Annotated in this window: 17 protein-coding genes; 16 read left to right on the forward strand and 1 reads right to left on the reverse strand. The window is 62.7% G+C overall.

Going from position 1 to position 22,107, the window contains the following annotated elements; translation table 11 throughout:
• Positions 1 to 120: 120 nt before the first annotated feature.
• Positions 121 to 4,986 carry an NAD-glutamate dehydrogenase gene (locus tag C6382_RS02455; RefSeq protein ID WP_107022942.1) on the reverse strand — a complete coding sequence of 1,622 codons (4,866 nt, stop codon included), beginning with the start codon at positions 4,984 to 4,986 and terminating at the stop codon, positions 121 to 123.
• 349 nt (positions 4,987 to 5,335) lie between these two features.
• Here C6382_RS02455 and C6382_RS02460 point away from each other — a divergent pair, with 349 nt between their 5' ends.
• From C6382_RS02460 to C6382_RS02535, 16 genes are all read left to right on the forward strand, one after another.
• Positions 5,336 to 5,689 (forward strand): hypothetical protein, encoded by a 354-nt coding sequence (locus C6382_RS02460; protein WP_107022943.1) that lies wholly within the window; start codon positions 5,336 to 5,338, stop codon positions 5,687 to 5,689.
• Positions 5,690 to 5,763: 74 nt separating this feature from the next.
• Positions 5,764 to 6,474, forward strand: a complete 711-nt coding sequence (locus C6382_RS02465) for a FadR/GntR family transcriptional regulator (protein WP_107022944.1) — start codon at positions 5,764 to 5,766, stop codon at positions 6,472 to 6,474.
• Between the two features lie 118 nt (positions 6,475 to 6,592).
• The gene (lhgO, locus tag C6382_RS02470) at positions 6,593 to 7,786 is read left to right on the forward strand and encodes an L-2-hydroxyglutarate oxidase (protein ID WP_107022945.1); all 1,194 of its coding nucleotides are present in this window, start codon (positions 6,593 to 6,595) and stop codon (positions 7,784 to 7,786) included.
• Between the two features lie 46 nt (positions 7,787 to 7,832).
• Complete coding sequence (locus C6382_RS02475; protein ID WP_107022946.1) at positions 7,833 to 9,161, forward strand: MFS transporter; 1,329 nt, start codon at positions 7,833 to 7,835, stop codon at positions 9,159 to 9,161.
• Positions 9,162 to 9,350: 189 nt separating this feature from the next.
• Positions 9,351 to 9,974: a CDP-alcohol phosphatidyltransferase family protein gene (locus C6382_RS02480; RefSeq protein ID WP_107022947.1), complete on the forward strand. Its 624-nt coding sequence runs from the start codon at positions 9,351 to 9,353 to the stop codon at positions 9,972 to 9,974.
• A 10-nt stretch (positions 9,975 to 9,984) separates the two neighbouring features.
• The gene (locus C6382_RS02485) at positions 9,985 to 11,742 is read left to right on the forward strand and encodes a bifunctional alpha/beta hydrolase/class I SAM-dependent methyltransferase (protein ID WP_107022948.1); all 1,758 of its coding nucleotides are present in this window, start codon (positions 9,985 to 9,987) and stop codon (positions 11,740 to 11,742) included.
• Positions 11,739 to 13,094 carry a phosphatase PAP2/dual specificity phosphatase family protein gene (locus tag C6382_RS02490; RefSeq protein ID WP_107022949.1) on the forward strand — a complete coding sequence of 452 codons (1,356 nt, stop codon included), beginning with the start codon at positions 11,739 to 11,741 and terminating at the stop codon, positions 13,092 to 13,094. Before C6382_RS02485 ends, C6382_RS02490 begins: the two co-directional genes overlap by 4 nt.
• The gene (locus C6382_RS02495) at positions 13,084 to 13,539 is read left to right on the forward strand and encodes a hypothetical protein (protein WP_107022950.1); all 456 of its coding nucleotides are present in this window, start codon (positions 13,084 to 13,086) and stop codon (positions 13,537 to 13,539) included. Before C6382_RS02490 ends, C6382_RS02495 begins: the two co-directional genes overlap by 11 nt.
• A 9-nt stretch (positions 13,540 to 13,548) precedes the next feature.
• A complete protein-coding gene (locus tag C6382_RS02500) occupies positions 13,549 to 14,169 on the forward strand; it encodes a 1-acyl-sn-glycerol-3-phosphate acyltransferase (protein ID WP_107022951.1) in 621 nt (206 codons plus the stop codon).
• Between the two features lie 2 nt (positions 14,170 to 14,171).
• Positions 14,172 to 15,104, forward strand: a complete 933-nt coding sequence (locus tag C6382_RS02505) for a phosphatidate cytidylyltransferase (protein ID WP_107022952.1) — start codon at positions 14,172 to 14,174, stop codon at positions 15,102 to 15,104.
• 189 nt (positions 15,105 to 15,293) lie between these two features.
• Positions 15,294 to 16,253 (forward strand): MoxR family ATPase, encoded by a 960-nt coding sequence (locus tag C6382_RS02510; protein WP_107022953.1) that lies wholly within the window; start codon positions 15,294 to 15,296, stop codon positions 16,251 to 16,253.
• A gap of 4 nt (positions 16,254 to 16,257) precedes the next feature.
• Positions 16,258 to 17,202, forward strand: coding sequence for a DUF58 domain-containing protein (locus C6382_RS02515; RefSeq protein ID WP_107022954.1), 945 nt, complete (start codon positions 16,258 to 16,260; stop codon positions 17,200 to 17,202).
• The gene (locus C6382_RS02520) at positions 17,199 to 17,693 is read left to right on the forward strand and encodes a DUF4381 domain-containing protein (protein ID WP_107022955.1); all 495 of its coding nucleotides are present in this window, start codon (positions 17,199 to 17,201) and stop codon (positions 17,691 to 17,693) included. The genes C6382_RS02515 and C6382_RS02520 overlap by 4 nt, the downstream gene beginning before the upstream one ends.
• Entirely contained in the window at positions 17,686 to 18,762 is a 1,077-nt protein-coding gene (locus C6382_RS02525) for a VWA domain-containing protein (protein WP_107022956.1), read from the forward strand. The genes C6382_RS02520 and C6382_RS02525 overlap by 8 nt, the downstream gene beginning before the upstream one ends.
• The gene (locus C6382_RS02530) at positions 18,759 to 20,477 is read left to right on the forward strand and encodes a VWA domain-containing protein (protein WP_107022957.1); all 1,719 of its coding nucleotides are present in this window, start codon (positions 18,759 to 18,761) and stop codon (positions 20,475 to 20,477) included. The genes C6382_RS02525 and C6382_RS02530 overlap by 4 nt, the downstream gene beginning before the upstream one ends.
• Positions 20,474 to 22,102 carry a BatD family protein gene (locus C6382_RS02535; protein ID WP_107022958.1) on the forward strand — a complete coding sequence of 543 codons (1,629 nt, stop codon included), beginning with the start codon at positions 20,474 to 20,476 and terminating at the stop codon, positions 22,100 to 22,102. Before C6382_RS02530 ends, C6382_RS02535 begins: the two co-directional genes overlap by 4 nt.
• The last annotated feature ends 5 nt before the right edge of the window (positions 22,103 to 22,107 follow it).

Here is a 22,107-nt window from a genome sequence, read left to right on the forward strand (position 1 = left end):
GGTTCCTACAATGGAACGGTGCATGAAGCTCCTGTAGGAGCCGGCCTTGCCGGCGATGAGGCCCCAGCAGACGAAAAAAAGCCCCGGCAGATGCCGGGGCTTTTTCATTTCAGCTCAGACTCAGGACGGCACCACCGCCGCCTGTCCGCTCATGGCCAGATCCACCAGCTCGCGGTTGGCCACCGCATACATGGCGTAATCAGTACCGGTCGCGGCACGCAGCTCGTCAAGCATGGCGCGCCAGCGCACGACCATCACACGGTGCTGCCCCAGCCACAGGGCAACCCGGGCATCCATGTCTTCCGGCGCATCAGCCATCTGCAGGACCGAGATGGTGATTGCCCGCTGCTGCAGGTCGATATCATCGCGGAACGACTCGCGGGCCAGGGCCTGCCAGTTGTTTTCCACCGACAGGTTGCTGATTTCCTGCAGGTACCAGGTGAGGTCCAGCGCACTGCCCACCGCGAAGAAGGCCTTGGCCACTTCAGCCGGGTCCTGGCCGGTGACGTCGGACGCTTCGATAATCGGCAACAGCGTGTACAAATGCGTGGTACCGGCCACCATACGCGCCAGCAGCTCCGGTACACCGGCCTCGACGAAGCCCTGGTAACGGGTCATCCAGCGCTCACGGGTCGGCCCTTCCAGCAGCTCATCAAGCTTCAGCCCCAACGCGGCGATCTTCGGCCCGAAGTGCGCGACGTCACGCCCGGCGTCCTGCTCGTTACGACGGCTACGCAGGAACCAGCGTGTAGCGCGGCGGCCCAGACGCATCAACTCGTCCATCAGGGTCAGCTGGATTTCCGCGGGCACCTGGTAGTCCAGCGCTTCGATCTGACGGAACCAGTGCGGCAGGTGGAAGATATCCCGCACGATCACGTAAGCACCGGCGACGTTCGCCGGGCTCATGCCGGTGGACTCTTTCAGGCGCTGAACGAAGGTAATGCCCATGTTGTTGACCAGATCGTTGGCGATCTGGGTGCTGACGATTTCGCGTTTCAGGCGATGGCGACGCATGGCCTCGGCGAATTTGCTCACCAGTGATGGTGGGAACGCGGTTTCCATGTCGCGCGTCAGGTAGTCGTCATCCGGCACCCGCGACTTGAGCAGCTGTTCCTTGAGGTCGATCTTGCTGTAGGAGATCAGCACCGACAGTTCGGCGCGAGTCAGGCCCTGGCCGGCAGCCAGGCGCTCGGCCAGCTGTTCTTCGGTTGGCAGGAATTCGATGGCCCGATCCAGCTTGCCACGGCTTTCCAGGTCAGCCATCAACCGCTTGTACTCGGCGATGCGTTCGCGAGCCCGACGCGCCGCCAGGGACAGCGCCTGGGTCTGCTTGTAGTTGTTGCCCAGCACCAGCCCGGAAACTTCCTCGGTCATGCTGCCCAGCAGCTGGTTACGCTGCTTCTCGGTCATATCACCGGCCTGCACCACTTCGTTGAGCAGGATCTTGATGTTGACCTCGTGGTCAGAGCAGTCCACACCACCGGCGTTGTCGATAAAGTCGGTGTTGGTGGCGCCGCCGTTGAGGCCGAATTCGACACGACCCAACTGGGTCATGCCGAGGTTACCGCCCTCGCCCACCACCTTGCAGCGCAGCTCGTTACCGTCGACACGCAGGGCGTCGTTGGCCTTGTCGCCAACATCGGCGTGGCTTTCTTCGCTGGACTTGACGTAGGTACCGATACCGCCGTTCCACAGCAGGTCCACCGGCGCTTTGAGCAAGGCGTTGAGCAGCTCGGTCGGGGTCAGCTTGTCGGCTTCGATGGCGAAGCGCTCTTTCATCTGCGGGGTAATGGCGATGCTTTTCGCGCTGCGCGGGAAGATTCCGCCCCCTTCAGACATGATGCTGGTGTCGTAGTCGCTCCAGGCTGAACGCGGCAGGTCGAACAGACGCTTGCGCTCGGCAAAGCTGCTGGCTGGCTCCGGATTCGGGTCGATGAAGATGTGCAGGTGGTTGAAAGCAGCGACCAGCTGCAGCTTCTCGGACATCAGCAAGCCGTTGCCAAACACGTCGCCGGCCATGTCACCGACACCGACCACGGTGATCGGGTCTTCCTGGACGTTGATGCCGCGTTCACGGAAGTGACGCTGCACGCCGACCCAGGCGCCACGGGCAGTGATACCCATTTTCTTGTGGTCGTAACCGGCCGAGCCACCAGAGGCGAACGCATCGCCGAGCCAGAAGCCGTAGTCGATGGCAATGCCGTTGGCGATGTCGGAGAAGGTCGCGGTGCCTTTGTCGGCTGCCACTACCAGGTACGGGTCGTCATCGTCGTGACGCACAACGTTGGCCGGCGGCACCAGGGCGCCGTCCTTGAGGTTGTCGGTGATATCCAGCAGCCCGGAAATGAAGATCCGGTAGCAGGCGATGCCTTCAGCCTGGATATCGTCGCGGCTGCCGCCCAGCGGCAAGCGGCGCGGCAGGAAGCCACCCTTGGCCCCGACCGGCACGATCACCGAGTTCTTCACCTGCTGGGCTTTTACCAGGCCCAGCACTTCGGTACGGAAGTCTTCTTCACGGTCCGACCAGCGCAGACCACCGCGGGCGACGTTGCCGAAGCGCAGGTGCACGCCCTCGACGCGCGGCGAGTAGACGAAAATCTCGAACTTCGGTACTGGCTTGGGCAGTTCGGGAATCAGCTTGGGATTGAACTTGAAGCTGAAGTACGACTTGACCTGGCCGTGGGCGTCAGTCTGGTAGAAGTTGGTGCGCAGGGTGGCCTTGATCAGGTCCAGGTAGCGACGCAGGATGCGGTCTTCGTTGAGCACCTGGACTTCGTCCAGAGCGGTCAGGATGGCCTGCTCCAGACGTTGCTGCTTGTCGTCCAGGTCTTCGCTGGTGAGCTTGCGCGCCAGGTAGAAGCGGGTCTTGAACAACCGGGTCAACTCGCGGGCGATGTCGGTGTGGTTGTTCAGGGTGCTGGCGATGTAACCCAGGTCGAAGCCCAGGCGGATCTGCTTGAGGTAGCGGGCATAGGCCCGCAGCAGCGCCACGTCACGCCATGGCAGACCGGCGGTCAGTACCAGGCGGTTGAAGGCATCGTTTTCCGCATCGCCATTGACGATGTGGACGAAGGCATCCTGCAGGGTGTCGTTGAGCTGCTGGATATCCAGGTTCAGGCCTTCGCTGTAGGTGAAGGCAAAGTCATGGATCCAGAACTCACGGCCGCTGGCATGCTTGAGGCGATACGGGAACTCGCCGAGCACGCGCAGGCCGAGGTTTTCCAGGATCGGCAGGACGTCCGACAGCGCCAACGGGGTGTCGGCGTGGTACAGCTTGCAGTGCAACTGCTGTTTGCCGGCCTGGGTCAACGGCTGGTAGAAGCTCATGACCAGCGGTTTGCGCTCGGACAGGGTCAGCAGATGCTGCATGTCGACCACTGCCGAATGGGCGGCGAAGCGCTCGCGGTAGCCGGCCGGGAAGCCTTTCGGGAAGTCGGCTAGAACGTTGGTACCCTGGGCTTCGCCGAAGCTTTCGACAATCAGGCTGGCGTAGTCATCCTGCCACGAACGGCAGGCCTGGATGACTTCGTTTTCCAGTTGTTGCGGGTCGATGTCGATACGGTTTTTCGGATCGACGCGCAGGATCAGCTGCACGCGGGCCAGCACCGACTCGGAGAAGAAGGTCCAGAACTCGCAGTCACTGGCCTTCAGGCGATCCATCAGCACCTGCTGGATCTTCTGCCGTACCTCGGTGGAGTAGATATCGCGCGGCACATAGGCCAGGCAGTAGCAGAAACGTCCGTACGGATCCTTGCGCAGGAACACGCGGATCTTGTTGCGCTCCTGGATCTGCACGATCGACATGACAGTGCTGAACAGCTCGTCGACCGGGGTCTGGAACAGGTCGTCACGCGGCAGTACTTCGAGGACCTGGGCCAGTTCCTTACCCAGGTGGGCTTTAGGGTCGAAGTGTGAGCGGCGCTCGACTTCGGCCACCTTGCCACGGATATAGGGGATGTTGCGCACGCTCTCGCCATACACCGAGGAGGTGTACAGGCCCATGAAACGGCATTCCTTGATGACCTTGCCGTCGGCATCCAGTTGGCGGATCGAGACGTAATCCGGGTAGGCCGGACGGTGCACACGGCTCGGATAAGCGGCCTTGGCAAAGGACAGCAGCAGCGGCTCGTTGAGGTAGTTGACCGCGTAGTCTTCGATACGCAGGTCTTCGGCGGTGAGCCCTGCGCGCAACAAGCGGGTCAGACCGAGGAACGACTGCTCGTCATACACCAGTTGACCGCCCTGGGCATCGGCACGGACCACGAACTCTTCATAACCGAGGAAAGTGAAGTGGTTGCCCACCAGCCATTCCAGGAAGTCCTTGACCTCGGCCTTCTCGGCCTGGGCCGGGGCATAGGCGGTTTGTTCGACCAGTGCCAGCAGTTCGCGCAGCTTGGCTTTCATCGGCTCGAAATCGGCCACCGCAACGCGCACCTCGGCCAGCACTTGCTCCAGCTCGCGGCTCAGCACATTGAGCTCGGCGGCGTTGGCGCAGCGGTCGATTTCCAGGTACATCAGCGACTCTTGCGAAATACCCTCGCCCTGAGTGCCCTTGGGCAGGATTTCCAGCAGCTCGCCCTTGGCCCCGCGACGCACGCTCAGTACGGTGGTCTGCAGGGTATGGATGCTGTAACCACGGCGGTTGAGCTCGGTGCGTACCGAGTCGACCAGGAAGGGCAGGTCATGGTGCAGTACTTCGACCGCGGTGTGGGTCGACTGCCAGCCATGACGCTCGTAATCGGGGTTGTAGACGTGAACCTGAGGGTGGGCTGGGTCGAAGCGTTCGATGATGCGCCAGGCCGACAGGGTGCAACCGGCCAGGTCCGACAGGCGGCGCTGGGTGAGTTCGTCTAGAGAAATGATGCCGAAGAACTGTTCGGCGAACATCGCCACTTGTGGCAGTGCCTGTTCGCTGATGTGCTGCGCCAGGGCCGCTTGCAGTTGGTGCTGGAAGTCGGCTTTGCTGGCTGCGGTGAAAAACGCCATCTGTGGTACTCCGCTGGGCTTTGTTATGGAGTGAAGCGTCGCGCGCCTCCACCCTCTACGGATCAACGATAGCCAACCCGTAGCAGGAGGACGGAAAAACCATCGGAACAGGTGTAAATCATGACTCACAAGTCACATGCACCCGTTCCACGGATGGGCATCTGCAAAAACGACTGCTCCAGGCAGAGCTGTGTCTTTACGGGTGACCATCGACAGCGCAGCTTAACGAGTGCCCGCCCGCCCCTGCTTGCGGTGCTGCGACATATTCGGTCATTGAGGTGCAGGTGCACGTTTATCCAGGGACCGAAGACTGGCAGAATCGGGTTTCAACTTATTGATCGAGCCGCTCATGCAACTGACCACCGCCCTGCTCTTCGCCACCCCTTGCGATGATGAAGAAGACAACATGGCCACCTTGTGCTGCCACAGCGACAAGGGGCGGATGTTCCTCATGACCCGCTACCCGGACGAAGAGCGTGTGGACATCACCCTCGACGACCATTACGCCCCGGTCGAAGGCTTGAAGGTGACCCTGAGCAAAGCAAGCTTGCTGATCGAGGTTGCACCTCTGGATGCCGACGCCCTCGGTGGCGACGATCACCTGGAAATCATCCTGAGCAGCGATGGCACTGATCTGGCCGAGGTCGAAGAGACCTTGCAGAACATCCTCAAGGGCACTGGCACCTACATCAGCGAGCTGTGATCGCGACTGCGGTTTCTTGACAAGAAACCCTCCCGAAGGCATTGTCTGACAACCTGATTAATGAGCAATACCCCATGCTTGAGCTTCAGCGCCCCGATACGCTGGTTGAACGCGTCGTCGGTGCCATCCGTGCAGAGATCGATTCCGGGCGCCTGGCGGCCGAATCGCGCCTGCCCACCGAACAGCAACTGGCCGAACAGCTGAACGTCAGCCGCTCGGTTGTGCGCGAGGCGGTGGCCCAGCTCAAGGCCGATGGTGTGTTGATCGCCCGCCGCGGCCTGGGTTCATACATTTCGCAAACCCCGACCGGCACGGTGTTCCGCTTTCCTTCCGGCCAGGGTCGGCGCCCGGACCTGGTGCAGATGTTCGAAGTGCGCCTGTGGATCGAAACCCAGGCTGCCTCGGTTGCCGCCCAGCGCCGCGATGCTGCGGACCTTGCGCGAATGAACAAGGCCCTGCAGGAGATGCTCGACAAGCGTAGTGACTTTGCCGCTGCGGCCGCCGCCGATGTCGAGTTCCACCGCGCCATCGCCGACGCCAGCAAAAACGATTATTTCGTGGCCTTCCACGACTTTCTCCGTGGCCAGCTGGCCGCCGCGCGCAAAACCGCCTGGGAAAACTCGGCCGCCCACTCGGTGGGTGGTTCGGCGGATGCCAACCGCGAACACCAGGCGCTGTACCAGGCCATCGCCGACGGCGACCGGCATGCCGCCGCCGCCTGCGCCGAAGCCCACCTGCGCGCCTCGGCCAAACGCCTGAAACTGGATTTACCAAGCATCGATTGAACCCTTGAACTGCCATGAATAGCGGGCGCTGGTGCACAGCGTCCTTTTGTTTGACCGACTTAGTCTGACAACCTGATAAGCAGACTCTCTGACAAGAACAAGCCAAGGTGACACCTGCATGATTTACGACTACTGCATCATCGGCGGCGGCATCGTCGGCCTCGCCACCGCCATGGCGCTGCTTGAACGCCAGCCAGGCGCCTCGTTGCTGATCCTGGAAAAGGAAGCGAGCCTGGCCAGGCACCAGACCGGTCACAACAGTGGCGTCATCCATGCGGGCATCTACTACGCCCCCGGCAGCCTCAAGGCCGACCTGTGCAAACGCGGCGCCGAGGCGACCAAGGCGTTCTGCACCGAGCACAAGATCAGGTTCGATGTCTGCGGCAAACTGCTGGTGGCCTCTACCCCGCTGGAGGTTCAGCGCATGCAGGCCCTGTACGAGCGTTCACAGCAAAATGGCCTGAAAGTCGAACGCCTCGACGCTACCGAACTGCAACGCCGCGAGCCGAACATCGTCGGCCTCGGCGGGCTGTTTCTCGATGCCACCGGCATCGTCGACTACAAGCAGGTATGCCAGGCCATGGCCCGGGTGATCCAGGCCGCGGGTGGCGAGGTACAGTTGTCGACCAGCGTGCGCGCGATCGTCGAGAGCGCCGACAGTGTCACCATCAGCAGTGATGACAAGGTCTGGCAGGCCCGTCAGCTGGTGGCCTGTGCCGGTCTGCAGTCGGATCGCCTGGCGGCACTGGCCGGGGTCAAGATTGATCATCAGATCATCCCCTTTCGCGGTGAATACTTCCGCCTGCCGGCCAGCAAGAACGACATCGTCAACCACTTGATCTACCCGATCCCCGACCCTGAGCTGCCGTTTCTCGGCGTGCACCTGACGCGAATGATCGACGGCAGCGTAACAGTCGGGCCCAACGCCGTGCTGGGTCTGGGCCGGGAGAACTACAAGAAGTTCTCGGTGAACTGGCGCGACGTCGCTGATTACGCACGCTTCCCCGGCTTCTGGAAAACCATCTGGGCCAACCTCGGCTCCGGCACCACCGAAATGAAGAACTCGCTGTTCAAGGGCGGCTACCTGGAGCAATGCCGCAAGTATTGCCCATCACTGAACATCGAAGACCTGCTGCCCTATGAAGCCGGGATCCGCGCCCAGGCGGTGATGCGCGACGGCACCCTGGTCCACGACTTCCTGTTCGCCGAGACGCCACGCATGGTGCATGTCTGCAATGCCCCGTCGCCGGCCGCCACCTCGGCGATCCCGATCGGCCAGATGATCGCCGACAGGATCTTCAAGACCCGCTGAAACCCTGCTGAACACCATAACTACAAAGACAAAAAGGAAACCTCCGATGTCGGTACATGAGGCGGCTGTGGCCGCGACAGAAACCCCACAACAGAAGAAAAAGCGCCTGCGCAAGGTCGCGGCTGCCACCATCTTCGGCTCGATGCTGGAGTGGTATGACTTCTACCTGTACGCCACCATGGCGGCGATCGTTTTCTCCAAGGTGTTCTTCGACCCCAGCAATCCGGCCGTGGCCTCGCTGCTGGCCTTTTCCACCTTTGCCATCGGCTTTATCGCCCGGCCCTTCGGCGGCATTCTGTTCGGCTACCTGGGCGACCGTTTCGGGCGCAAACAGGTGCTGGTCATCACCTTCTGCCTGATGGGTGTGTGCACCACCCTGATCGGCTTGATCCCCAGCTATGCCTCGATCGGCATCTGGGCACCGATCATCCTCGTTCTGGTACGTGTCATTCAGGGGCTGGGGGCCGGTGCCGAGCTCTCCGCCGCAGCGGTCACCTCCTATGAGCATGCCAGTGAAGGCAAGCGCGGCAGCCAGGGTGCCTGGCCGGCACTGGGACTGAACCTGGGCTTGTTGCTGTCGTCGCTGACCGTGTACTTGTTGACCATGAACGGCAACGAGTTCCTGCTCTCCGGTGGCTGGCGCATCCCCTTCATCTGCAGCATCGTGCTGGTCGCCGTCGGCCTGTGGGTGCGCAGGAGCATCCCGGAAACCCCGGATTTCAAAGAGCTCGATAAAACCCCGAGCAAAGCGCAGGTGTCACCGCTCAAGCTGCTGTTCAAAAACGACCTCAAGGGTCTCGCCGTGGTGTTCTTCGTCGCCATCGGCTACAACGCCCTGAGCTACATCTTCAAGACCTTCTCCCTGGCCTACCTGACCCAGTACAAAGGCGTTGAGGCCCATGTCACTTCGCTGTCAGTGACCATCGCCAGCCTAGTGGCGATTATCGCCGTACCGTTCTTCGGCTGGCTGTGCGACAAGTGGAGCAGCAAGACTGTGCTGATGCTCGGCGGGGTTTTCTCGGTACTGTTCGCCTATCCGTTCCTGGCCCTGCTCAACACTGGCGAGCCGACGATGATCTACCTGGCAATCGCCATCGGTACCGGCCTCCTCGCGCCGATGATGTTCGCCCCGCAGGGCTCGTTCCTCAGCCGCCAGTTCCCGACCCAGACCCGTTCCTCAGGCTTCGGTACCGGTCGCGAGATCGGTACTGCCGTGGCCGGTGGCCTGGCACCACTGGGTGGCCTGGCCCTGGTGGCCAGCTCCGCGACCCACTCTACCGATGGTGTGGCAGTGATCCTGGCGGTGGCGGCAGTGCTAGTGGTGGTATTTGCCTTCTGTGACCAAGGGCGCAAGCATTCCAGCTTCAAGAACTGAGACAATGCCTCACCCACCCGCGTAGTCTTCGGACTACGCGGGCCCCGTCTGCTTCGCAGTCTGTAGCCTTACCGGGGTTTCCACTACAGTGACTTTTGCGTAACACTGCAGCCCCTGATAGCGCTCCGCGCCTTTGCCCGGCGCCATCCTGACCTAAACCTGTTCCCTGACCGGTCGAGACCTGCTCCGATGGTGTCCATCTACCAACTCAAACCTGCCTTCCAGAACCTCCTGCGACCGCTGGTCAAACGCCTGCACGCGCGCCACATCAGCGCCAATCAGATCACCTTGCTGGCAGGTGCCTGCTCGGTGCTGCTTGGCTGCCTGATCGCCCTGTTTGCTCAACATGCCTGGCTGTTCATCCTGATTCCGTTGTGGATGATCCTGCGCATGGCCCTCAACGCCATTGACGGTATGCTGGCCAGAGAGTTCGGCCAGCAATCGCACCTGGGGGCGTACCTCAACGAACTGTGCGACATCGTTGCCGACAGTGCGCTGATCCTGCCTTTCGCACTGGTTCCAGGCGTCAGCGCGTTTGCTGTGGTGCTGGTTGCGCTATTGGCGGTGTTCAGCGAGTACACTGGCGTGCTTGGGCCAATGGTCGGCGCCTCACGCCGCTATGACGGGCCTATGGGCAAAAGCGACCGCGCCTTTGTGCTCGGTACCTTGGCCATTGCGATTGCACTGGGTTGGCTGAGCGCCGCCTGGATCAACGGTGTATTCACCGTGATCGCCGTGTTGTTGGTGTATACCCTGATCAACCGGGTGCGCCAGGGACTCAAAGAAGTAAAGGAAAACGCTCCATCAGCATAAGGAAGCTGCAATGCGCGAAGCTCAGGATCAGACCTTCACCACCCATGACGGCGTAGCGCTGTTCTATCGCCACTGGCCAGCCCGCAGCGCCGCGCCGGACGAGCCGCGCAAGGCCGTGCTGCTGTTTCACCGGGGGCACGAACACTCCGGGCGCATTGCCCACCTGGTAGACGAACTGGATCTGGCAGACGTCGACTTCTTCGCCTGGGATGCCCGTGGTCACGGCCAGTCACCCGGCGCCCGCGGCGACAGCCCAAGCTTTGCCACCAGCGCCCGGGACGTACAGACCTTCTGCGAGCATCTGGCCCAGGCCCATGGCATCGACGAAGAGAATATCGCCGTGATTGCCCAAAGCGTAGGCGCGGTGATTGCCGCCACCTGGGTCCACGACTATGCCCCGCGTATCCGTGCACTGGTGCTCGCCTCTCCGGCGTTCAAAGTCAAACTTTATGTACCCCTGGCCCGGCCGGGGCTGGCCTTGCTGCGTAAGCTGCGCGGCAACTTTTTCGTCGACAGCTACGTCAAAGCGCGCTTTCTCAGTCACGACCCGCAGCGCATAGCGTCCTATGACCAGGACCCGCTGATCACCAAGAGCATTTCGGTCAATGTGCTCCTGGGCCTCTACGAAGCCGGCGAACGCGTGGTCGCCGATGCCCAGGCGATCGGGGTACCGACCCAGCTGCTGATCTCCGGCGCCGACTTCGTGGTGCATCGCAAACCCCAGGAGCAGTTTTTCGAGCGCCTGGGCAGCGTGCACAAGGAAAAGCACATTCTGCCGGGGTTCTACCACGACACCCTGGGGGAAAAGGATCGTGCACCGGTCATCGCCCGCATACGCCGCTTTATCCTGCAGAATTTCGCCAGCCCCTCGAATCGCCCATCATTGCTGAACGCCGACCGCCTCGGCGCCACCTGCGCCGAGGCCGAATCGCTGGCCACCACACTGCCGCGCAACTCCCTGCGCGACCTGTACTGGCGCATGACCCGTGCCAGCCTCAGCCTGGGTAGCAAACTGTCGTCCGGGGTAAAGCTGGGCTTTGACACCGGTTTCGACTCGGGCAGCACACTCGACTACGTGTACCGCAACCGCGCCACCGGGCTTTCTCCAATTGGCCGGCTGATCGATCGCAATTACCTCGACTCCATCGGCTGGCGAGGCATCCGCCAACGCAAGCTGCACGTCGAAGAGCTGCTGCGCCTGGCGATCATCGGGTTACGCGAACAGCAGCAGCCTGTGCGCATCGTCGACATCGCCGCAGGCCACGGGCGCTATATCCTTGAGGCCGTACAAGGCATGAGCCCGTTGCCGGAGTCGATCCTGCTGCGTGACTACAGCGACATCAACGTGCGCGATGGCAGCGCGCTGATCGCTGAAAAAGGCCTTGGCGACATCGCCCGATTCGTCAAAGGTGATGCATTCGACGGCCAGGACCTGGCTACGCTGTCGCCAAAACCGAACCTGGCGGTGGTCTCCGGGCTCTATGAGCTGTTTGCCGACAATCAGATGGTCAGTCGCTCCCTGGCAGGGCTTGCCGATGCCATCGAACCTGGCGGTTATCTGGTCTACACCGGGCAACCCTGGCACCCGCAACTGGAGCTGATCGCCCGCGCCCTGACCAGCCACCGCGCCGGCCAGGCCTGGGTGATGCGCCGCCGCAGCCAGGCCGAGATGGACCAGTTGGTGGAAGCAGCAGGCTTTCGCAAAGTGACCCAGCGCATCGACCAATGGGGGATTTTCAGCGTATCGCTCGCCCAGCGGGTGCAATGATGAGCCTAAGCGCCACCGCCCCGGTGACCGCACGCGAACCTGGCCTGCTCAAACCCGCAGTACTCTGGCTGTTGCTATTGGCGCCCCTGTTTTTCGGCACGTACGGCTTCGCCACCTGGGTCACCGCCCAGCGCGAAGATGTCGCCAGCCTGGTGTTTGCCTGGGAACAGCATGTGCCGTTCTGGCCCTGGACCATCGTGCCCTACTGGTCCATCGACCTGCTGTACGGCTTTTCCCTGTTGCTGCCGCGCAGCCGCCAGGCCCTCAAGCGCCATGCCCTGCGCCTGCTCACTGCCCAGCTGATTGCCGTCAGTTGTTTCTTGCTCTGGCCTTTGCGCTTCACTTTCGAGCGACCCGAGCTGGACGGTGTGTTCGGCTGGCTGTTTGCCGTACTCGCAGGCTTCGACAAACCGTTCAACCAGGCCCCCTCATTGCACATCGCCCTGCTGGTAGTGCTGTGGGTGTGCTACGCGCAGCATTGCCGGGGGCTGTGGCGCTGGCTGGTGCATGGCTGGTTTGCCTTGATCGGCGTATCGGTACTGACCACCTACCAGCATCACTTCATTGATGTGCCCACCGGCGCCTTGGCCGGCTGGCTCTGTGTCTGGCTGTGGCCACTGGAGCGTCCCGGCATGTTGCAACGGCTACAGCTGACACGCGATCGAAAACGCTGGCAGCTGGCCGTGCGCTACACACTCGGCGCTGCACTGTTTGCCATCCCTGCCTTCGCCCTGGGCGGTGGCGGGTTGTGGTTGCTCTGGCCTGCGACCGCACTGCTGCTGGTGGCGCTGAACTACGCGCTGTTCGATGCCGCCGGCTTTCAGAAAGACGCCAACGGTCGCTTGAGCGCCGCCGCATGCTGGTTGTTGGCGCCTTATCTGGCAGCGGCCTGGATCAACTCACGGCTGTGGACGCACAAACACCCGCAGCCTGACCGGGTAATCGATGACGTCTGGCTAGGGCGCATCCCCACCACCGCGCAATTACGCCACAGCCCGTTCAATGCCGTGCTCGACCTGTGCGCCGAACTCCCCCTCAACGCGGGAACCGTGGCTTATCAGGCAGTGCCGGTGCTCGATCTGACAGCACCGACGACGGCGCAATGCCTTGAGCTGGCCTTGGCGCTGGAGCGCCTGCGCCAGCAGGGCCCGGTGCTGGTCTGCTGCGCCCTGGGCTACTCCCGCAGTGCAACGGCAGTGGCAGCCTGGTTGCTACACAGTGGCCGGGCTGCCAGTGTTGACGCTGCCCTCGAACGGCTTCAGCAGGCTCGCCCGCAGGTGGTTCTGCACGCTGCGCACCGTCAGGCCCTGACGCCATTGAGTAAAAAGCAGTCGAGGGTGTATGACCACTGAAATGCAACTGTACTGTGTCGCCAGCCTGCTGCGCCGCGGACGCAGCCTGGATCAATTATCCACCGGGCTGACATTGCTGGGCGTGTTGCTCGGGCTCGGCCCCTGGTGGCTGGCCACGTTCAACCCCTGGCCGCTGGCGCTCGGCTGCGCGTTGCTGATACTGGGGGCCGTGCAGAAATACTGGGCACTGAGGGTGGCCTTCGATGCCGATCTGTTCCAACGGCTGGCCGATACCCCGTCAACACTGGACGACAAGACCCAAGCGCTGGATCACGCCCTGGCTTCACTTGGCCTGCAAGCTGCCGAACACGGCGGCCGAGCGTGGCCTGAACGCAGTCGCGGCGCCTTGGCGCTGCTGCGCCGTCAAGCGCTCATGCTCGCGGCACAACTACTCCTGACCCTGGGCTGCCTGCTGGCCAGCCCCTGGTGGACCACAGCCGGATAAGGAATCCCTATGCTCGCACCCTTGGTCGCGCACCTCATCACCTCAGCCGCACGCTCCATCACCGGTGCCCGCAGCCTGTGGCTCGGCTGCGGCCCGGAGCCTGTGCAACGCATCTACTTTGCCAATCACAGCAGCCATGGCGATTTCGTCTTGCTGTGGGCCTCGCTGCCGCCGGCTTTGCGCAGAACCACTCGGCCGGTGGCGGGTGCTGATTACTGGCAAACCACTGCCGTGCGCCGCTACGTGATCAATCAGGTGTTCAATGGCGTATTGATCGACCGTGAGCGCCATGACCCACAGGCCAACCCCCTGCAACCCATGCTCGATGCCCTGGAGGGTGGTGACTCCCTGATCATTTTCCCCGAAGGCACGCGTAATCAGGAAGACGGCCTGCTGCCGTTCAAAAGCGGAATCTTTCACCTGGCCACAGCGTACCCACAGGTGCAACTGGTTCCGGTGTGGATCGCCAACCTCAATCGGGTCATGCCCAAGGGCCGTGTACTGCCGTTGCCGTTGCTCTGCACTACCAGCTTCGGCACACCGCTGCAGCTCGAAGACGGTGAGAGCAAAGCACAATTTCTTCAACGTAGCCGTGCCGCGTTGCTGGACCTGGCCCCGGAGCATTGCTGAACATGGATAACCAGACTCTGACGTTATTTGCCGGCATCGGCGCGCTGCTGCTGTCGGCCTCGCTGATCGGCTTGATCCTCAAATGGCGTAGCGGCGGCGCAACCAGTGCCGTGATCGACAACCTCAATGCGCGGATCAATGCCTGGTGGGTGATGGTGCTGGTCATTGGCATCGCCTTCTGGCTGGGCAACGGCGCAGTGATCCTGCTTTTCTACGCCGTATCGTTCTATGCCTTGCGTGAATTCCTCACCCTGACCCCGACCCGGCGCAGCGACTACCCGGCCCTGGTGGCAGCCTTCTATCTGGCACTACCGCTGCAATACCTGCTGATTTACGCCGACTGGTATGGATTGTTCTCGATCTTCATCCCGGTCTATGTGTTCTTGCTTCTACCGATCCTCGCGTCCCTGGGCGGTGACAGCGCGCATTTTCTCGAGCGCGCCTCCAAAGTCCAGTGGGGCCTGATGATTGCGGTGTACTGCATATCGTTCGTGCCAGCCCTGCTGACCCTGGACATCGCCGGTTATGAGGGCCGCAACCTGTTGCTGATTGCTTACCTGGTGATCGTCGTGCAACTGTCCGATGTGCTGCAGTACGTCTGCGGCAAACTGTTCGGCAAGCACAAGATCGCCCCCAACCTGTCACCGTCGAAAACCGTCGAAGGCTTTGTCGGCGGCCTGTTACTGGCGTCGCTGATCGGCGCTGCGCTGTGGTGGATCACCCCGTTCAACCTCTGGCAGTCGTTCCTGATAGCGCTGCTGATCAACCTGCTGGGTTTTGCCGGCGGCATCGTCATGTCCGCGATCAAACGCGACCGTGGTGTCAAGGATTGGGGGCACATGATCGAAGGCCACGGCGGCATGCTCGATCGCCTGGACTCGGTGTGCTTTGCCGCACCGATCTTCTTTCACCTGGTGCGTTACTGGTGGACCTGAGATCGCTCGCGGGGCAAGCCCGCTCCTACCCCGGTCGGTGGGAGCCGGCTCGCCCCGCGATGTGTGGTCGATTTGCACAAAATTACCTGCCGCCATTAGTAGCCTGAGGCCCGGATAGATTAAAGTAACAACCCCCGCCCGGGCGCTTTCACGCCGCACGCCCAGGCTTTTGTCCAGGAATCGTCAACGATGGAACACCGTGAGGCGCTGATCGCGCTGCGCACCTTTCTTTCAACCCAGATCCTGGGTCAGGAAAAGCTCGTCGAGCGCTTGCTCATCGTCCTCCTGGCTGACGGCCACATGCTGGTTGAAGGCGCCCCCGGCCTGGCCAAGACCAAGGCCATCAAGGAACTGGCCGAAGGCGTCGAAGCCGAGTTCCATCGTATCCAGTTCACCCCCGACCTGCTCCCGGCCGATATCACCGGTACCGAGATCTATCGCCCGGAAACCGGCAGTTTCGTGTTCCAGCAAGGGCCGATCTTCCACAATCTGGTACTGGCCGACGAAATCAACCGGGCCCCGGCCAAGGTTCAGTCGGCGCTGCTTGAGGCCATGGCCGAACGCCAGGTCAGCGTCGGGCGCAGCACCTACGAGCTGTCGCCATTGTTCCTGGTCATGGCCACGCAGAACCCGATCGAGCAGGAAGGTACCTACCCGCTGCCAGAAGCCCAGCTCGACCGTTTCCTCATGCATGTGAAAATCGGTTTCCCGGATGCTTCCGTGGAACGCCGGATTCTCCAGCAGGCCCGTGGCGAAGCACTCAATGGCGAGGCCAAACCGGAACGACGAGTCAGCCAGCAGGCGATCTTCGCCGCCCGCAAGGAAATCCTCGGCCTGTATATGGCCGATGCGGTAGAGGAATACCTGGTACAGCTGGTCATGGCCACCCGCACGCCGGGCAAATTCGACCTGGAGCTCGCCGACTGGATCGCCTATGGCGCCAGCCCGCGTGGCTCGATCGCCCTGGACCGTTGCGCGCGCGCCCACGCCTGGCTGGCCGGGCGCGACTTCGTCAGCCCGGAAGACATCCAGGCCGTGCTGTTCGACGTGCTGCGCCACCGCATCATTCTTTCCTTCGAGGCCGAGGCCGCCGGGATCGATCAGGACCGGGTAATCCAGCGCGTCCTCGACGTCGTCGCCGTCGCCTGACGCCATGCCCGATAGCCTGCTGACCGCGCCCGGAATCCGTATCAGCCTCGCCGAGCTGATCGAGATGCGTCATCGTGTGCGCGAAGTGCAATTGTTCTCCCGGCCCGGCCAGCGCAGCCCGCTGGTGGGGCTGCACCACTCGAAACTGCGTGGCCGCGGGGTCGACTTCGACCAGGTGCGGGTCTACCAGGCCGGCGACGATGTGCGCAATATCGACTGGCGGGTGACCGCGCGCACCCAGGAGCCACACACCAAACTCTTTCATGAGGAACGTGAGCGGCCGATATTCATTCTCGTCGAACAAAGCCAGCGCCTGTTCTTCGGCTCGGGACTGATGTTCAAATCGGTGCTCGCAGCCCAGGCTGCGGCGCTGATCGGCTGGGCCGCCTTGGGTCATAACGACCGCATCGGTGGCCTGGTGTTCGGTGACAACGAGCACTACGAAATCAAACCTCGGCGCAGCAAGCAGAGCCTGCTGCAATTGCTCAACCGCCTGGCCCGGGTCAACCAGTCGCTGCATACCGAAGCCAAGCCGCAGGCTGACAGCCTCGGACTGGCCCTGCGCCGCGCCCGCGAAGTACTGCGCCCGGGCAGCCTGGCAATCATCATCTGCGACGAGCGCGCCTTGAGCCCGGCGGTGGAGCAGCAACTGAGCCTGCTGTCGCGCCACTGCGACCTGCTCCTGTTGCCGCTGTCCGACCCGCTCGACCACGCCCTGCCCGCCGCCGGCCTGCTGCGTTTTGCCCAGCACGGTGCGCAACTGGAGCTCGACACGCTCGACCCGACCTTGCGCCGCAGCTACCGTCAACAGAGCGAAGCGCGTATCGAGCGCTGGGAGCTGCTGGCACAAAAGCTTCGGGTGGTGCTGATGCCCTTGAGCACGCAAAGCGAAATGATCGAACAACTGCGTGAGTACCTCAACGCGCAACGACCGGGGAAAGCCCAGTGAACCCGCTGGAGCAACTGCAACCACTGATCAGCCCGGCGCCAATCAGTTGGTGGCCACTGGCCCCAGGCTGGTGGCTGTTGCTTGCCCTGCTGCCGTTGCTGGGTTGGGGCGTGTGGCGCCTACGACACTGGCGCCCAGGCAAAAAGCCTATCGTGCGCGCCGAACTGCCCCTGGACCCGATCCGTATCGAAGCGCTGGCGGAGCTCGCGCGCCTGCCCAAACCCTATGACGGTGAGCCGGCCGGCGCTTGGCTGCAGCAGATCAACGCGCTGCTCAAACGCCTGTGCCGCAACCATTACCCGGGTAGCCACAGCCATACCCTCAATGGCCGGCAGTGGCTGGCCTTTCTCGACAACCGTTGCCCAGCCGCCGGCCTGACCCGCTGGATGGTCCTGGTCGAAGGCGCCTACAAGCCCGAATGCAAGCTCGATGACAAGGCCATCGCCGGACTTAGTCAAGCGGTCGAAACCTGGATCCGTAAACATGTTTGAACTGGCCTGGCCATGGGTTTTCCTGCTGTTGCCGCTGCCTTGGCTGGCGCGCTTGCTGCTGCCTGGCGCCGACAGTGGCGAACCGGTACTCAAAGTCAGTTTTCTCAATGAACTCGAAGGTCTGGCCGGGCGCCGTGCACGTCTGAACCTGCCGACCTGGCGTCAGCAGGCACCCTTCGTCGTGGTCTGGCTGTTACTGCTGCTGGCCGCCGCCCGCCCGCAGTGGCTGGGCGAGCCGGTGCCGGTGTCCGCCAGCGGCCGCGACCTGCTGGTGGCGGTGGATGTCTCCGGCTCCATGGACTTTCCCGACATGCACTGGCAGGACGAAGAAGTCAGCCGTCTGACCTTGGTCAAGACTCTGCTCGGCGACTTCCTTGAAGCCCGCCAGGGCGACCGTGTCGGCCTGATCCTGTTCGGCAGCCAGGCCTACCTGCAAGCACCGCTGACCTTCGATCGACGTACCGTACGCACCTTCCTCGACGAAGCGCAGATCGGCATTGCCGGCAAGAACACCGCCATCGGCGATGCCATTGGCCTGGCACTCAAGCGCCTGCGCCAGCGCCCGGCGCAGAGCCGGGTATTGGTGTTGGTCACTGACGGCGCCAACAATGGCGGACAGATCCACCCACTGACCGCCGCCCGCCTGGCCGCCCAGGAAAATGTACGGATCTACACCATCGGCATCGGCGCCGACCCGGAAGAAACCGGCACTGCCGGCTTGCTCGGCCTCAACCCGAGCCTGGACCTGGACGAGGCCTCACTCAAGGAAATCGCCGGGCTGACCGGCGGCACCTATTTCCGCGCCCGTGACGGCGAACAGCTACGGGATATCGATGGTGCCCTGGACCGCCTGGAACCGGTGGCCCAGCAACCGACCCAGGCGCGTACCGCCGAGGCCTTGTACAGCTGGCCGCTGGCGCTGGCCTTGCTGCTCAGCGTATTGCTGGTCATCCAGGAACAATGGCCGGACAACCGCCTGCAACGTCTGCTACGCCGCCCCAGCTTTCTGGTTCCACATCCGCAGTGGCGTGAGCGGCTCAAGCGCCTGCGTCTGAGGAGACGCCGATGATGGCTCTATGGCCCCAATGGCTGCGCCCGGCCTGGCTGATCGTTTTGCCCCTGCTCGCCTGGTTGCTATGGAAACTCTGGCACCGGCAGAAACGCGCCGGACGCTGGCAAATGATCCTGCCGCCCAGTTTCCATGCCGTACTGCTGGGCGGTGGTAGTGGCCGCGACAGTAAACTGCCGTGGATTGCCCTGGGCCTGGCCTGGCTGCTCAGCGTACTGGCCTTGGTCGGCCCCAGTTGGCAACGCCTGGAAGAAACCCGCCAGCGTCCTGCCGACCCGCTGGTAATCCTGCTCGAGCTGACCCCGCAGATGCTCGCCGAAGATGTCGCGCCAACCCGCCTGGAACAGGCTCGGCGCAAAATTCTCGACCTGCTTGAGCATCGCCGCGACAGCCAGACCGCAATTATCGTCTATGCCGGTAGCGCCCACACCCTGGTGCCGCTGTCGGACGACCTGGCCACCAGCCGCAACCTGCTTGAAGCCCTCGCCCCGTCGATCATGCCCCAGACCGGCCAGCGCGCCGACCTCGCCGTGCGCAAGGGCCTGGCCTTGCTGGCCCAGGCTGGCCTGGGCCAGGGTCGCTTGCTGCTGCTGGGCTCGTCCTTGAGCCCGCAGGAACGCGAAGGCATCAAGCAAGCCCTGGGACGCCAGGGTCCTAGCCTGCTGATGCTGGGTATCGGTACCGCTCAAGGCGCCCCGGTCAAGCAAGCCAATGGTGAATTCCTCAAGGACGATCAGGGCGGTATCCTGCTGCCACGTCTGGACAGCGCCAGCCTTAAAGCATTTATCAGCAGCACCGGCGGGCGCTATCGCAACGCCCGTATCGATGACCTCGACCTGCGCGGTCTGCGCCTGTTCGATAACCCGAAAAGCCTGCGCGACGATGGTCAGACGCTGCAGTTGGACAGTTGGGCCGATCAGGGCTACTGGCTGCTGTTGCCGCTGCTGCTGTTGGCAGCCTGCGCCGGCCGCCGTGGCTGGCTGTTCTGCCTGCCGCTGTTGCTGGTGTTGCCGCAACCCGGCTATGCCTTCGAGTTCAGTGACCTGTGGCTACGTCCCGACCAGCAAGGCCAGCGATTACTTGAGCAACAGCGCCCGAATGAAGCCGCCGAGCACTTCCAGAATCGCCAATGGAAAGGCCTGGCCCTCTATGAAGCTGGCGACTACGACGCTGCCGCGCGCCTGTTCGCCCAAGGCAACAGTGCTGCAGACCACTACAATCGCGGCAACGCCCTGGCGCGTAGTGGGGAACTTGAAGCGGCGCTGGATGCCTATGAACAGGCGCTGGAGCGCCAGCCGGAATTGCAGCCTGCCTTGAGCAACAAGGCCCTGGTCGAACAGTTGCTGCAACAACGTCAGGCCGAACAGCCCGAGCAACCGCCCGAGCAAAACCAGCAGAGCGACGCAAACGCCCAAACCGACAGCAACAGCAGCACCCAGAACAATCAGGATCCGCCCAGCGAAAAGCCTGCGCAACAGCCCAGCGACACCCACAAGGACGACAGCAACAGCAGTGAGCAGGCACAGCACCTGGCCAACAACGGCGATGATGAAGAAACCACCCGGCCACCCCAGCGCCCGCTCGACAGCACCCTGGATGCCGAACAGCGCCAGGCGCTGGAACAATGGCTGCGGCAGATCCCGGACAACCCGGCAGAACTGCTTCGGCGTAAATTCTGGTACGAACAGCAACAACATCAGGAACCCCATCGATGAGTCGCGTCTGCGTCTTTGTACTCGGCCTCTTACTCTGCCTGCAGGTGCAGGCCGCGTCGCTGCTCGCCAGCGTCGATCGCGCACGCCTGAACGCCGGCGAAACCCTTGAGCTGACCTTGCAGACCAGAGACGTAACCCAGTTCGGCAAACCGGACCTGAGCCCTCTGGAGGCCAATTTCGAAGTACGTGACACCCGCCAGGTCAACAGCCTCAACAGCCTCGACGACCAGAGCGCTGCCGGCACCCGCTGGATCATCACCCTGCTGCCACGCCAGAGCGGCAGCGTGGAAATTCCAGCCCTGCAACTGGGCGAGCTACGTAGCGAGCCGATCAGTCTGCAAATCCTCACTCAGCAAGCCAGCAACGAGAACCACGGCCCGGTGTTCATCGATGCCAGCCTCGATCAACCCGAAGTCTACGTGCAAGCCCAGGCGGTACTGACCCTGAGCATCTATCACTCGGTGCCGCTGTACGATGACAGCAGCTTGAGCCCGTTGCAGATCGACAACGCCAAGGTCGAACCACTGGGTGAATCGCGGACCTTCGAGAAGGATATCGACGGTGTGCGCCACGGGGTGATCGAAATGCGCTATGCGATCTACCCGCAGCAAAGCGGTGACCTCACCATCCCGGCGCTGGCGTTCAGCGCCACGGCTGCACAGAATGATGCCGAGCAAGAACTCAATGCACCCATGGCCGGCAAACCAGTACGTGTCGATTCCACACCGTTGGTGCTGACGGTCAACCCGATCCCCGCCGACTATCCGGTCAATGCGCCCTGGCTGCCAACCAGCAACCTGAGCCTGGAGGAACACTGGAGCCCCGACCCGGCGCAACAGCAGACCCAGATTGGCGACTCCCTGACCCGTACCGTGACGGTACAGGCCGAAGGCCTGTCCAGTGCCCAGTTGCCACCGCTGCCAGCTACCGAAGTGACCGGCCTGCGCCGTTACCCGGACCAGCCGCAACTGCGCAACCAGGTCAATGACCGGGGCTTGCTCGGCATCCGCGAAGAACGTGAAGCGTTGGTCCCGACCCACAGCGGCAACCTGGAACTGCCAGCTCAGGAGGTGTTCTGGTGGAACACCCGTGAAGACCACCTGGAGCACAGCAGCCTGCCGGCGCGCAGCCTGCAGATCCAGGACAATCCGGCCCTGAGCGCCGACAAACCGGCCAACATCGACCCGGTCAGTGTCACCACCCGACCGCTCTGGCCCTGGCAACTAAGTACCGCGTTGCTGGCCCTGACCACCCTGCTCGGCTTCGCCCTGTGGTGGCGCGCCCGTTCGCAACCGGCGGTGCTACGTGCAGCCCAGAGCGGACCAAGCCCACGCACCCTGCTCGATGATCTCAAGCGTGCGTGCCAGGCCAACGATCCGCAGGCCACCCGCCAGGCTCTGGACGCCTGGGCCCGACAACAGCCAGAAACCCTGGCGGAAATCGCCGCCCGCTTCGTACCGTTGTCCGATGCTCTGGATGGTCTGAACGGTGCCCTCTACAGCGAAAGCGGGCAGTATTGGCAAGGTGATGAACTGTGGCGTGCCATCGGCACCATTCCAGCAGCTGAACAGGTTCAGCCGACTGCGAGCGAAAACGGCAGCCTGCCGCCGTTGTATCCCAAATAACCCCA

The organism is Pseudomonas sp. BBP2017 (assembly GCF_003024385.1).
Lineage (GTDB): Bacteria > Pseudomonadota > Gammaproteobacteria > Pseudomonadales > Pseudomonadaceae > Aquipseudomonas.

Excerpts from the sequence above, each read along its gene's own strand:
- C6382_RS02455 (WP_107022942.1), bottom strand. The coding sequence starts at position 4,986 with ATGGCGTTTTTCACCGCAGCCAGCAAAGCCGACTTCCAGCACCAACTG.
- C6382_RS02460 (WP_107022943.1), top strand. The coding sequence starts at position 5,336 with ATGCAACTGACCACCGCCCTGCTCTTCGCCACCCCTTGCGATGATGAA.
- C6382_RS02465 (WP_107022944.1), top strand. The coding sequence starts at position 5,764 with ATGCTTGAGCTTCAGCGCCCCGATACGCTGGTTGAACGCGTCGTCGGT.
- lhgO (WP_107022945.1), top strand. The coding sequence starts at position 6,593 with ATGATTTACGACTACTGCATCATCGGCGGCGGCATCGTCGGCCTCGCC.
- C6382_RS02475 (WP_107022946.1), top strand. The coding sequence starts at position 7,833 with ATGTCGGTACATGAGGCGGCTGTGGCCGCGACAGAAACCCCACAACAG.
- C6382_RS02480 (WP_107022947.1), top strand. The coding sequence starts at position 9,351 with ATGGTGTCCATCTACCAACTCAAACCTGCCTTCCAGAACCTCCTGCGA.
- C6382_RS02485 (WP_107022948.1), top strand. The coding sequence starts at position 9,985 with ATGCGCGAAGCTCAGGATCAGACCTTCACCACCCATGACGGCGTAGCG.
- C6382_RS02490 (WP_107022949.1), top strand. The coding sequence starts at position 11,739 with ATGATGAGCCTAAGCGCCACCGCCCCGGTGACCGCACGCGAACCTGGC.
- C6382_RS02495 (WP_107022950.1), top strand. The coding sequence starts at position 13,084 with ATGACCACTGAAATGCAACTGTACTGTGTCGCCAGCCTGCTGCGCCGC.
- C6382_RS02500 (WP_107022951.1), top strand. The coding sequence starts at position 13,549 with ATGCTCGCACCCTTGGTCGCGCACCTCATCACCTCAGCCGCACGCTCC.
- C6382_RS02505 (WP_107022952.1), top strand. The coding sequence starts at position 14,172 with ATGGATAACCAGACTCTGACGTTATTTGCCGGCATCGGCGCGCTGCTG.
- C6382_RS02510 (WP_107022953.1), top strand. The coding sequence starts at position 15,294 with ATGGAACACCGTGAGGCGCTGATCGCGCTGCGCACCTTTCTTTCAACC.
- C6382_RS02515 (WP_107022954.1), top strand. The coding sequence starts at position 16,258 with ATGCCCGATAGCCTGCTGACCGCGCCCGGAATCCGTATCAGCCTCGCC.
- C6382_RS02525 (WP_107022956.1), top strand. The coding sequence starts at position 17,686 with ATGTTTGAACTGGCCTGGCCATGGGTTTTCCTGCTGTTGCCGCTGCCT.
- C6382_RS02530 (WP_107022957.1), top strand. The coding sequence starts at position 18,759 with ATGATGGCTCTATGGCCCCAATGGCTGCGCCCGGCCTGGCTGATCGTT.
- C6382_RS02535 (WP_107022958.1), top strand. The coding sequence starts at position 20,474 with ATGAGTCGCGTCTGCGTCTTTGTACTCGGCCTCTTACTCTGCCTGCAG.